This window comes from Mesorhizobium metallidurans STM 2683, assembly GCF_000350085.1.
Classification (GTDB): domain Bacteria; phylum Pseudomonadota; class Alphaproteobacteria; order Rhizobiales; family Rhizobiaceae; genus Mesorhizobium; species Mesorhizobium metallidurans.
Window position 1 is genome coordinate 1 of the sequence record NZ_CAUM01000128.1, and the last position, 12542, is coordinate 12542.

General features: G+C 64.5%; 11 protein-coding genes. 8 read left to right on the forward strand and 3 right to left on the reverse strand.

Annotated features, from left to right (window positions below):
* The 3 genes from MESS2_RS20815 to MESS2_RS20825 all read right to left on the reverse strand — a co-directional run.
* Nucleotides 1-319: hypothetical protein (locus tag MESS2_RS20815; protein ID WP_209436120.1), on the reverse strand; the 319-nt coding region annotated here is incomplete at its 3' end.
* Nucleotides 312-1790, reverse strand: a complete 1479-nt coding sequence (locus tag MESS2_RS20820; RefSeq protein WP_008876420.1) for a sugar ABC transporter ATP-binding protein — start codon at nt 1788-1790, stop codon at nt 312-314. The genes MESS2_RS20820 and MESS2_RS20815, both read right to left, overlap by 8 nt.
* A gap of 87 nt (nt 1791-1877) precedes the next feature.
* On the reverse strand, nt 1878-2999 hold the full coding sequence (locus tag MESS2_RS20825) for a sugar ABC transporter substrate-binding protein (RefSeq protein WP_008876421.1): 1122 nt from the start codon (nt 2997-2999) through the stop codon (nt 1878-1880).
* A 269-nt stretch (nt 3000-3268) separates the two neighbouring features.
* Between MESS2_RS20825 and MESS2_RS20830 the strand changes: the two genes are divergently transcribed.
* The 8 genes from MESS2_RS20830 to MESS2_RS20865 all read left to right on the forward strand — a co-directional run.
* A complete protein-coding gene (locus tag MESS2_RS20830) occupies nt 3269-4282 on the forward strand; it encodes a LacI family DNA-binding transcriptional regulator (protein ID WP_083918638.1) in 1014 nt (337 codons plus the stop codon).
* Between the two features lie 441 nt (nt 4283-4723).
* Nucleotides 4724-5983 (forward strand): sugar ABC transporter substrate-binding protein, encoded by a 1260-nt coding sequence (locus MESS2_RS20835; RefSeq protein WP_008876425.1) that lies wholly within the window; start codon nt 4724-4726, stop codon nt 5981-5983.
* Nucleotides 5980-7551, forward strand: a complete 1572-nt coding sequence (locus tag MESS2_RS20840) for a sugar ABC transporter ATP-binding protein (protein ID WP_008876426.1) — start codon at nt 5980-5982, stop codon at nt 7549-7551. Before MESS2_RS20835 ends, MESS2_RS20840 begins: the two co-directional genes overlap by 4 nt.
* Before the next feature lie 8 nt (nt 7552-7559).
* A complete protein-coding gene (locus MESS2_RS20845; RefSeq protein WP_008876427.1) occupies nt 7560-8534 on the forward strand; it encodes an ABC transporter permease in 975 nt (324 codons plus the stop codon).
* 34 nt (nt 8535-8568) lie between these two features.
* Nucleotides 8569-9588, forward strand: coding sequence for an aldo/keto reductase (locus MESS2_RS20850; RefSeq protein ID WP_008876428.1), 1020 nt, complete (start codon nt 8569-8571; stop codon nt 9586-9588).
* A gap of 5 nt (nt 9589-9593) precedes the next feature.
* On the forward strand, nt 9594-10346 hold the full coding sequence (locus MESS2_RS20855; RefSeq protein ID WP_008876429.1) for an SDR family NAD(P)-dependent oxidoreductase: 753 nt from the start codon (nt 9594-9596) through the stop codon (nt 10344-10346).
* Nucleotides 10347-10352: 6 nt separating this feature from the next.
* A complete protein-coding gene (locus MESS2_RS20860; protein WP_008876430.1) occupies nt 10353-11585 on the forward strand; it encodes an acyl-CoA dehydrogenase family protein in 1233 nt (410 codons plus the stop codon).
* The coding region (locus tag MESS2_RS20865; RefSeq protein WP_040593611.1) for a phosphotransferase family protein at nt 11569-12542 on the forward strand (974 nt) is incomplete at its 3' end. The genes MESS2_RS20860 and MESS2_RS20865, both read left to right, overlap by 17 nt.

Consider the following 12542-nt stretch of genomic DNA (forward strand, 5'->3'; position numbering starts at 1 on the left):
GAGCCAAAAGAACCGGCTGGCCCGCCGACACCGTCGCCGCAAAGACATAGGCTGCGGTCACCGCCTGCTGCTCGATGGCAAGGCTGACGAACTTGCCCGAGATGGTGATGGCGGCGGTGCCGATCGCCGCGATGCCGGTGATGGCCGAGGCCTGGACGACGGCGATCAGATTGGGCGTGGTGCCGAAGCCATCGACCGTCAGCGATGCGATGATAGCCAGCGTCGCGATCGGCACGAAGGGGCCAAGCCGTCTCAGCCATACGCGGCGCTGGCTGTGCTCGGCCGTCGCGTCCCGCTGCTTTGCGGCCATGTCACTCATGGTCGATACCGCCATGTGTAATCCATGTCGCCAATTGGTCACGGGTCAGTTGCGCCGAAGGCGCCTGGTGCACCAGCCTGTTGTCGTGGAAGACCAGCACGCGTTCGCCAAAACCCAGCACCTCGTCGAGATCGGTGCTGGCAAACAGGATCGCCAGCCCGTCATCGGTCAGTGCGCGCAGCAAGCGGTAGATCTCCGCGCGGGCGCCGACATCGACGCCGCGCGTCGGCTCTTCGAGCAGCAGGATGCGTGGGTTGCTCGACAGCCATTTGCCGATCGACACCTTCTGCGCATTGCCGCCCGAAAGCGCATGCACCGGCCGTTCGCGATAGGCCGGCAGGATGGTCATGCGCTCGGCGATGGCGTCGACGGATTGCCGAAGCCGCGATGGGCGGACAAGGCCCCACAGGCCGGACTGTGCGAGGCCCGGCGCGCTCATGCTCTCCCACACCGGCAGGTCGCGAAAGAAACCGTCCAGTTGGCGGTCGTCCGAGCAATAGGCGACGCCGGTTTCCGCTTTGGCGCTAAGGGCCGTGGTGCGCTGGAATTCGATCGCTCCGCCCGACAGCGGGCTGACGTCGGCGATGGCCCGCAGCGGCTCGACGAAACCGCTGCCGAGCTGGCCGCAGACCGCGACGATTTCTCCCGGGCGCAGCTCAAGGCCGACCGGGCTCGCAAGGCCGCCGGTAACGACATCGTTCAGCCGCACCACGGGCGCTGGAAGGACCGTACCTCGCGCCGGCGTGTTCGGATAAAGTTCGTCGAGCTCGCGTCCGATCATCGCATGCACGATGCGGGTCATGCTGGCATCCTTCGTCTCGAACTGGTCGGCAAGCCGTCCGTTGCGCAGGATGACCGCCGCATCGCAGATCTCGTCGAGCTCGTTGAGCCTGTGGGTGATATAGAGAACGACATTGCCCTCGCTCGCCAGGCGAAGCACGGCCTTGTGGACGAGCTCGATATCGCTGTCGGCGAGCGCAGCGGTCGGTTCATCGAGGACCAGCACGCGGGCATCCTGCGAGAGCATGCGGGCGATCTCGACCAATTGCCGCTCGCCGATCGTCAACTCGCCGACGGCGGTGCCGGGATCGACATGTCCGAGCCCCAGCCGGTTCAGGTATGGCGCGCAAAGGGCAGGGGCCGACCCGCGCCTGAGCCAGCGGGAAGGCTGCGTCAGCATGAAATTTTCCGCCACGCTGAGATTGGGCAGCACGCTGATCTCCTGCTGCACCACGGCGACGCCCGAACGGCTGGCGCGCTCGGGACTGGACAGATCGACCGGCGCGCCGTTGACGCGGATGGCGCCGGCCGTCGGCGTGACCAGGCCGGAAAGGATCTTGACCAGTGTCGACTTGCCGGCGCCGTTCTCGCCGAGCAGCGCGGTCACCTTGCCGGGTTCGACGCTGAACGTCACATCGCTCAGCGCATGCACCGGCCCATAGGATTTGGACAGACCACTGATTTCAAGCATTTCGCAACACCGGCCATGGCTGGCGACATTCAGGAGCCGCCAGCACCTTGGTTCGCAGGGAAGGCTGCCTCGCCTGCCTCCTTCAGATCAATACACGCAATGGTCCGAGAAGGTCTCGCCCCAGAGCTTGAACTTCGAAAGGATCTCTCCGGCCTTGGCCTTGTCGGTGCCGACGACGACCTGCGGGTTCGGAATGATGTTGATCTTGCTTGGCGCGAAGTTGAACTCGGGCCGGGCATCCGCCGTGTCGGGAGCGATGTACTGGCCGTCCTTGACCTGCTTGCCATATTCGAAGTAGCGCGCCACGACGTTGAGCGAGAACCAGCCTTCGAGGCCGGCTGCCTGCACGCCGGTGGCGAATTCCTTCGCCGACTGGATCGCCGAGATGTCGGCGATGCAGGTGGCGCTGATCAGATAGACATCCTTGCCGGGCACGAGGCCGACTTCCTCCAGCGCCTGCACCGCGCCGGTCACCGGCCCGTCCGACGCGCCATAGACGAAATTGATGCCCTTGCCGCGGATGCTGGGGATGAGCTGGCTCATCGCCTTGTAGCCGCTGGCATTGTCGAAGCCGGCATATTCCGACGCGATGACATTGAACGGCTTGTCCTTCGTCGCGTCCGCGAAGCCGGCCTCGCGGTCGTCGCCGGCCGAATAGCCCGGTATGAACTTCAGGATGACCAGATTGCCGCCGTCGCTGGCCAACTTGTTGCCGGCCGCGACATAGGCGTCGCGCGCCGCGATGGCGTTCTTGCCGGCTACCTGGCCGTTGAAGAAGTCGTCGACGCCGGCATAGGCGACGACGAGATCCTTGGCTTCCGGCCGCAGCGCCTGGTTGACCTGGAAGACCGGCACGCCGGTGCGGCTGAGGCGGCGCAGCGTCGCCAGACCCGCCTGGTTGTCGGCCGGCCACCAGACATAGGCCGCCGGCTGGTTCGGCGAGCCGATGCGCTGCTGGGCCTGCGCGTCCTGCTCTGTCTGGTCGAAATTGTTCTCGATGACGGTGATCTTGTAGTTCGCTTCGGCGGCGCTCTTTTCGGCGCCGCGGATCCACTGCGCCAGATAGGCGTTGCTGCGGCTGGGCATCAGGACGACGATCTCCTTGCCCTCGCCGTCGAGCTTGCCGTCGGCCTCCTGCGCCATGACGGGCGCCCATGCCAGCGCCACGGCACACAATACCGCAAAGGCGGCACCGATCTTCGTTCCCATGACTTCCTCCCGATTTGTCGTCAAATGAGTAAGCGCCTGAAAACATCTTGTCAATCGATTGCAAAAAGTGTTGTCATGTGACCATCGGTCGCTGGGATTCGACGGCCGGCACGGGGGCGGGCGATGGTGGGGAGACGAATAACTTTGTGTTTGGCCGTTCCGATACGCGCCATAGGAAGGCAGCCGGCGAACCATCGCTTGCCAAATATCGGCTGGCCTGCCAGCAAGATCATGGGATTGGGCGGCACAACGAGGATGCGGGCGAGGCCATGGCGCGGTTGAACATGCGAGAACTCGCGCTCAAACTTGGCGTGGATCGCGCCACCGTCTCGCGCGCGCTCAGCAATGACAAGGCTCATCTTGTCGCTCCGGCGACGCGTGAACGCATTCGTCAGGCCGCTGGTGCTGCCGGCTATCGGCCGGACCTGACGGCCGCCACGCTTCGCCGCGGCCGCTCGCATACGGTCGGGATACTGGTATCCGATCTCGGCAACGAAACCTTCATCGAGGTCATTCGCACCATTTTCCGCCATCTCGACGCGCGCTCGGATGCGCCCTCGATCACCCCGCTCATCGCCGAGACGCTGGATCAACCCGACGCCACACGCCGTCTGATCCATACGTTCCTGTCGCGGCGTGTCGACGCGATCATCTCGCTCGCTTCGACGGAAGCCGACACCGCGATCCTGCAGGATGCCGCCCGCGAAGTCCCCGTGGTGCTTGCAATCCGGGCCATTGCGGGGGCTGTCTTCCCGTCCGCCCTGTGCGACGACAGGGCGGGAGGGGCGATGGTGGCCACGCATTTTGCCGAACGGGGGCACAAGATCGTCTGTCAGGTCCAGGGGCCGCCCTTGTCGGCGACCTTCAAGAACCGGGCGCTTGGATTCTCGGAGGTCTGCGCGTCACGATCCATCGTCGAAATGCCGCAGCGCATCTTTGCCGAGACCGCGACTTCGGCGGCAGGCAAGAGGACGCTCGACGCCCTGCTGGCGGTCAGCCCGCGGCCGACGGCGATCTTCGCGCACAATGATGCATTGGCCCTCGGCGTCATCGAGGCCATGCGCCATCGCGGGCTTCGCTGTCCGGAAGATCTCGCCATCGTCGGCTTCAACAACACGCAGCTTTCGCGGATACTGGCCGTGCCGCTCTCGACGGTGGATTATCCGGTCGAGGAGGTCAGCCGCCACGCGGGCGAACTCGTCCGCAACCTGATCGCCGATCCGTCATACCGCTTCGAAAGCAGGCTGTTTACGCCTTCCCTGATCGTTCGCGCCTCTTCCTGAAGGGGGCCAGATGTCGTGTGGCGAACGGAGTTGAGGAGTACCGATCTAGCAGCAATTTTTTGCAATCGATTGACAAGCGCCGGCATAGCGGTTCATAAAAATGCGATGGACTTCATGTCAGGCACTCTGCGCCGGGATCGGGCGGGACGTCGGCTGAAGTCTCAAAATGATAAATTTTGCGGTTTGATCCGAGGCTTAGAACTGCAAACTGTCATGTGGCGCCGGGGAGGGCGTCTCAGGTTAATCAAGGCACCAGGCAACAAAAGTGCCCGCCCCCGGTTTTCGGGGTCGGATCGATGACATGCAGGCGGCGCAGCATCGTTCGCACATGCTGGCTGTTGACGGAAAAGGGTGAGGGAGATGCGACGCAAGGGGGAAACGCATCGTAAAAAAGCAATCGATTGTAGAAACATCGAGAAATAACCAAAGGGAGTGAAAAGCATGTCTCGTGAAGAAGATATTGTAAGGACGGTCTCGCAAATTCAGGATCCGATGTCGCGCCGCGTGTTCATGCAGCTTGCCACCGCCGCCGGCATCAGCCTGCCGATGGGCACGGCGCTGAGCATGCGGACAAACCAGGCCCTTGCCGCGCCGACCGGCAAGGCGGCGACCAGCGTGGCGACGCTCGCCAACGACTATTGGGCAGCCTTCATCAAAGGCTTCAAGGCGACGTCCTCGGCGCTCAAGATAGATCAGGTCGAGCTCTATCACGACAATGACGCGGCCCGCGAAATCAGCCAGGTTCGCGGCCTGCCGACCCAGGGCGTCAACATGCTGATCAACACGGTCGTCGCCGCCGGCGAGGTGCCGATGATCGCCAAGCTCTGCCAGGAGAACAAGGTTTACTATTCGGCGATCTGGGAAATTCCGGCCTGGTACACGCCGTCCGATGTCGGCGACTACTTCGTCTCCTACATGACCGCCAACTCCGTCGAGGCCGGCTACCAGGTCGGCAAGGAATTGTTCAAGTCGATCGGCGGCGAAGGCGAGGTGGTCCACATCAAGGGCCTCGCCACGCCGACCGACGATGCCCGCACCGCCGGCATGATGAAGGCCGCGGCCGAATTCCCCGGCATCAAGGTGGTCGGCGGTCTGCGCGGCGACTGGGTCCGCGAAAAGGCGCGCACCGTCATGCTCAGCATGGTCACCGCTTATCCGAACATGAAGGCGGTCTTCGCGCAAAACGATTCCATGGCGCTCGGCGCGCTCTCCGTGCTCAAGGAGCGCAACCTGACCAACGTCAAGATCGCCGGTATCGACGGTCTCTCGGAAGGCCTGCAAGAAGTCGCCAAGGGCGAGCAGTTCGTCGCCACCAACACCTCGCTCGCGCCCTACCAGGCCGGCTTTGCCGCGGTCATGCTGTTCGATGCGCTGAACGGCTGGAAGCCCACGCTTGCCGAGCGGCTGCTCTACACCGGCTCGCTCACCGCGACCGCCGAGACCGCCGCCTCGATCGACCAGAAGGTCTACAAGGGCGCCGAACTGCCGTTCGATTTCGCCAAGATGAGCCGCACTCTCAATCCCGACAATTGGGATCCGCAAAACAACATCTACCCGATCGATCCCGCCACCCAATGGGCGGGTCAGGAGGGTCAGGACAAGCTCAACGCAGCCTATGGCGATGCGGCGAAGTGGAAGGCCGAATTCGACGCCGTCACCAAGCTCTACGCCGATCACTACAAGAGCGGCCCGTTCAAGTGACCTCCCTGACTGTGGTCGGTCGTCCGGATCTCCCGGGCGGCCGGCCGGCCGCAGCACCCGCGCTCGAGCTTCGCGATATCTCCAAGACCTACCCCGGCACCAACGCGCTGACCGGGGTAAGCTTCGTGCTGCGCCGCCACCAGATGCTCGGTCTGGTCGGCGAGAACGGCGCCGGGAAATCGACATTGCTGTCGATCATCAACGGCACCGTGCGCCCGGATACCGGCACGATATCGATCAATGGCGAGGCGGTGCGCTTCGGCCATCCGACGGAGGCCGCGCGCAATGGCGTCGCCACCGTCTTCCAGGAACAGGGGTTGATCCCGACTATCCCCGTCTTCGAGAACATCTTTCTCGGTCGCGAGACCAAATTCGCCATTGCCGGCGGTCTCAGGCGCAAGGCGATGATCGCCGAGGCGCGCGCGGTGCTCGAAGAGCTCGAAGTCGATGTCAGCCCGACAGCGCTCACCGGCGCCCTGTCCTTCGGCCAGCGCCAGCTCGTCGAGATCGCCAAGGCCTTCGCGCTGAGCCGCGTCTATCCGGTCGAGCCGATCATCCTTCTCGACGAACCGACCAGTGCGCTTTCGGACCACGAAACCGCCAAGCTTTTCGACGGCATCAACCGCTGGCGTTCGCGTGCCTCCTTCGTGCTCGTGTCGCATCGCCTGTCCGATGTCTTCGCCATATGCGACGAGGTCGTCGCCTTGAAGGATGGCCATGTCGTCGATCAGCGGCCGATCAAGAGCATCGACGAGGTGGCGTTGCACGAACTCATCGTCGGCCGCCAGCGCAATGCCGAATACTACCGCGAGGCCGTCCAGCGAGAGCCGTCCGCCACCGTTGCGCTGCGCGCCACCGGCATCAGCAAACCGGGCCATCTTCGCGGGGTGTCCCTCGATCTGCGCGAAGGCGAAATCCTCGGCGTCGCCGGCGTCCTCGGTTCCGGCAAGTCGACGCTTGCCAGGATCATCGCCGGCGCCGAAGCGCAGGGCGAGGGTGACGTCGTCGTCGAGGGCGCCACGCTGCGCCGCGGCTCGCGGCGCGACGCCATACGCCACGGCATCGGCTTCGTGCCCGCCGAGCGCAGCGTCGCCGGCATCATCGGCACCGACACGGTAGACTGGAACCTGACGCTGCCGAACCTCAAGCAGATTGCCCTGGGTTTCCTCGGCCTGATCTCGCCCCGGCGCAGCCGGGCGCTGACCGTCGAATGGATGCAGCGTCTCAAGGTGCGCGCACCGGGGCCGGCGGCAGCCTGCCGCACCCTGTCGGGCGGCAATCAGCAGAAGATCGTCTTCGCCAAATGGCTGGCGCGCGGCGTCCGCATCCTGGTCCTGGACGATCCCGGCCGCGGCCTCGATGTCGGCGCCAAGGAGGACATCTATTCGCTGATGCGCGAGATCGCCGACAAGGGCGCCGCCGTGCTTCTGGTCTCGGACAATCTGCCCGAACTGATCGGGCTTTCCAATCGGATCATGGTGCTTCGCGACGGCGTGGTTTCCGCCATCGTCGAAACGCCGAAGGACGCCAAGCCACGCGAGGTCGACGTGGTTTCGGCAATGCTATAGGGGTTGAAATGGCAGAAATACCGGCCACCGTGGCCAAGAAGCAGGGTGACTTCAATCTTCGCACGATCGTTCTGCCTGTTATCGCGATCGTCGTGCTGGTCGCCTATTTCTCCTATGTCAATCCGCTATTCTTCTCGGCCTCCAATGCGCTCAACATCGGCCGGCAATCGTCGGTGCTGCTGATGGTGGCGCTCGCCGGAACCGTGGTCATCCTGATCGGCTCGATCGACCTTTCGGTCGGCGCGCTGGTGACGCTGACCGGCATCCTTGCCGCGCTCACCGTCGACCGGTTCGGCCTCGCCGGCGCGACGCTGGTCGGCATCGGCGTCGGCGCCCTTGTCGGCCTGGTCAACGGCAGCCTGGTCACCATGCTCAAAGTGCCGTCCTTCCTGGTGACACTCGGCATGCTGTCGATCCTCTCCGGCGTCGCCAACCAGATCTCGCAGGGCCAGTCGATCCTGTTCACCGACAGCCTGCTGCCGGATCTGGTCAACGGCTCCTTCGTGCTCGGCATTCCCAACGTCATCTGGTTCGCGCTGATCGCCACCGCGGTGCTCACCGTCGTTGCCTTCCGCACCAAGCTTGGCCGCTATCTCTACGCGCTCGGCGGCGGTGAGATCGTCGCCTCGCATGCGGGCGTTCCCGTCACCTTCTACAAGATCCTCGCCTTCGTGCTGGCCGGCGGCATCTGTGGGCTCGCCGGCGTCATGCTGACCGGCCAGGTCGGCGCCGGCACGCCGACGGCGGGAAGCAGCCTGCTGCTCAATTCCATCGCCGCCGTCGTCATGGGCGGCACGGCGCTTTCCGGCGGCATCGGCGGTCCGCACCGCACGTTCCTCGGGGTTCTCGTCATCGCCATCCTGACCAACGGTATGGACGTCACCGAGGTCAACAGCTTCACCCAGGACATCGTCAAGGGTTTCGTCATCATCCTGGCGGTCTCGCTCACCATCGACCGCTCGAAATATCTGTTCATCAAGTGACGAAATCTCTTCAATAGGACCGGAGGATCTGTTCATGAACGCGTCGGACAAGAAGAAATTCGGCCGCACCGGCCTCGAAGTCACCACCATGGGTTTCGGCACGGCGCCGATCGGCAACCAGTTCCGCGCCGTCCCGGAAGCGGACGTTCGCGACGTCATCAAGGGCGCGTGGGATGCCGGCTTGCGCTATTTCGATACGGCGCCGATGTATGGCCACGGCCTGTCCGAACGCCGGCTGGGCGAAGCGCTGCGTGCCTTCCCGCGCGATGAATATGTTCTGTCGACCAAGGTCGGGCGCCTGCTCGCTCCGGTGCCGAAGGGCGAGATGAAATCCTTCTTCTGGGTCGACATGCCTCCCTTCGAGGTCGTCCACGACTACAGCTATGACGGCTGCATGCGCTCCTTCGAGGACAGTCTGCAGCGGCTCGGTGTGTCGCGCATCGACATACTGTTCATCCACGACATCGATGTCTTCTCGCACGGACCCGATCTACAGAAGCAGCATTTCCGCACGGCCATGGACAGCGGCTACAAGGCTCTGGAGAAGCTGCGGTCCGAGAAGCTGGTTTCGGCTATCGGCGTCGGCTGCAATGAATGGCAGGTTTGCGAGGCGGCACTGCGCGAGCGCGATTTCGACTGTTTCCTGCTGGCTGGCCGCTACACGCTGCTGGAGCAGGACGCGCTCGACACGTTCCTGCCGCTCTGCGAGGAACGCGACGTCGCCATCGTGCTCGGTGGCGGCTTCAACAGCGGCATCCTCGCCACCGGCGCGGTGAAGGGTGCGCACTACAACTACAGGGAAGCCGAGGAGCCGATTCTCCAGCGGGTCGGCAAGATCGAGGCGGTGTGCCGCGAGTTCGACGTGCCGCTTGCGGCCGCAGCACTTCAGTTCGTGCTGGCGCATCCGGCGATCCCGACCAACATACCGGGCACCCGCACCAGGAAGCATCTCGACCAGAATGTCGCCCTCATCGGCCATCCCATTCCGGCCGAATTCTGGGCGGCGCTGAAGAAGCAGGGTCTTATCCCGGAGAATGCCCCGACGCCGGCCTGACAGCCATGTTCCAGGACCTAAAAGGAAAGACCGCGCTGGTCACCGGCGCTTCCGGCGGGCTCGGGCTTTATTTTGCCGGGCTTCTGGCCCGGCACGGCGTTTCGGTCACGCTGGCCGCACGCCGAAAGCAGGCGCTAGCGGAGGCCGTCGAAAAAATAAGAGCGGCCGGCGGCAGCGCTCTCGCTGTCGAGATGGACGTCGCCGACAGCGCCTCGGTGGCGGCGGCGCTCGCGCAAGCGGGCACGCCTTTCGACATCCTGGTCAACAATGCCGGCGTCAGCGGAACCTCGCCGGCGCTCGATCTCGACGAGGCAGGTTGGGACCGTGTGATCGACACCAACCTCAAGGGCGCCTTCGTCGTCGGCCAGGCGGTCGCGCACGGCATGCAGGCTTCGGGCAGCAGTGGCGCTATTGTCAACATCGCCTCGATCCTCGGCCATCGTGTCGCCGGCAATGTCAGCGCCTACGCCGCCTCGAAGGCGGGCGTGATCCAGCTTACCAAGGCACTGGCGCTGGAATGGGCGCGCTATGGAATTCGCGTCAATGCGCTCTGCCCCGGCTATATCGAAACCGACATCAATCGCGATTTCTTCGCCTCGGAAGCCGGCCTCCAGCTTGTCAAGCGCATACCGCAGCGCCGGCTGGGCTGGCCGGATGAACTCGCCGGCGCGCTGCTGTTGCTCGCATCCGATGCCGGCAGCTACATTACCGGCTCGACCATCGAGGTCGATGGCGGCCATCTCGTTTCATCCTTGTGAGTGCTCATGAATTTCGACATCCCCGCCCGCACCGAAGCCTTTCGTACTGGGATCGCCGACTTCGTCGCGCGCGAGATCCTGCCGCTGGAGGCTGACAGAGCGTCCTACGATGCCTATGGCAACATCGCGCTGCCGCTGCTGGAGACACTGCGGGCCAAGGCGCGGGCGGCTGGCCTGTGGTGCCTGCAGCTGAAGCCCGAGACCGGCGGGGCGGGTCTTTCCAAGGTCGAAATGGCCGTCTGCTATGAGGAGATGAACCGCTCGATCTTCGGTCCGGTCGTGTTCAACTCCGCCGCCCCCGATGACGGCAACATGATGGTGCTTGAGGCGCTTGGGACGGCGGAGCAGAAGCAGAAATGGCTGCAGCCGATTGTCGAGGGCAAGGTCCGTTCGGCCTTCGCGATGACCGAGCCGCATCCGGGCGGCGGTTCCGATCCGTCGATGATCATGACCAGCGCCGAGCGGCGCGGCGACAAATATGTGGTCAGCGGCCGCAAATGGTTCATCACCGGCGCTGGTGAGGCCAGCCATTTCATTCTCGTCGCGCGCACCTCGGACGATCCGCGTCGCGGGCTTTCCGCCTTGCTGTTCCACAGGGAACAGCCCGGCTGGCGGATCCTGCGGCGCATCGAGATCATGGGTCCGGAAGAGCATGGCGGCCATTGCGAACTGGAATTCGACGGCCTGGAGGTGCCGGTCGAGGATGTGCTTGCCGGCGAGGGGAGCGGGCTGAAGGTCACCCAGGTCCGGCTCGGTCCGGCGCGGCTTACCCATTGCATGCGCTGGCTGGGCCTGTCCAAGCGCTGCATCGAGATCGCCCGCGCCTATGCCGCCGAGCGCCATGGCTTCGGCAAGCTTCTGGCCGACCGGGAGAGCATCCAACTTATGCTCGGCGATCTCGCCATGCGCATCGAGATCGGCCGCTTGCTGGTGATGAAAGCGGCCTGGGAGCTCGATCGCGGCGGCTTCGCCCGCAAGGAGGTCTCGATGGCCAAGGTCCAGGTCGCCAGTGTCCTGCATGACGCCGCCGATGTGGCGATCCAGATCAATGGCGCGCGCGGCTATTCGAAGGACACGGTGCTCGAATGGATCTACCGCTATGCCCGCCAGGCCCGCCTGGTCGACGGTGCCGACGAGGTCCACAAGATGGTGCTCAATCGGTTCCTCAACGAGGAGGCTACAGGCTTCTGGCGCTGGAATGTCGAAGCGGGTGAAACAGGCCATGCCGGAAAACGCTGAACGCGTGACGCGGCCGGATTTCGACCCGTCGCGGCTGGAGGATTTTCTCAAAAGCCGGTTCGGCGATGGCCTCCTGTCGCTGCAGCGGATCGGCGGCGGCCAGTCGAACCCGACCTATTTCGTCGACTATGGCGGACATCGCATGGTGCTGCGCAAGAAGCCCGGCGGGCCGATCCTGCGCGGCGCCCACGCCATCGATCGCGAATACCGGGTGATCGAGGCGCTCGCTCCAACCGATGTGCCGGTGCCACGGCCGGTGCTCTACCACGCCGGCGACGAATTGCTCGGCACGCCCTTCTATCTGATGGAACGCCTCGACGGCCGCGTCTTCCATGATTGCGCATTGCCGGGACTGTCGCGCGCCGAGCGGCGCGGCATCTATTTCGGCATGGCCGAGGCCATGGCCAAACTGCACGCCATCAAGCCGGAAGAGATCGGGCTCGGCGACTACGGCCGGCCGGGCAACTATTTCGAGCGGCAGATCGCGCGCTGGACGAAACAGTTGCAGGACTCGCCGAGCGACCGCATCGCGGCGCTCGAAGCCGTGGCCGAGTGGCTGCCGCGAAATCTTCCGCCCGACGATGGCCGCGTCGCCATCGCGCATGGCGATTTCCGCCTCGGCAACCTCATCTTCCACCCCGATCGGCCCGATGTGATCGGCATTCTCGACTGGGAACTGTCGACGCTCGGCCATCCGCTGGCCGATCTCGGCTTCTGCTCGATGCCCTGGCATTCCGCGCCGGACGAATATGGCGGCATCCTCGGCCTCGATCTTGCAGCGCTCGGCATTCCGACCCAGCGCGAGTTCCTCGATCACTATTTCGCCCATGCCGTGCCCACTGGGCCGCTGCAGCCGTTCCATCTGGCTTTCGCCCTGTTCCGCTTCGCGGTGATCTTCGTCGGCATCGCCGACCGGGCGCTGGCCGGCAGCGCGGCGGCGGCGAATGCGGCCGACGT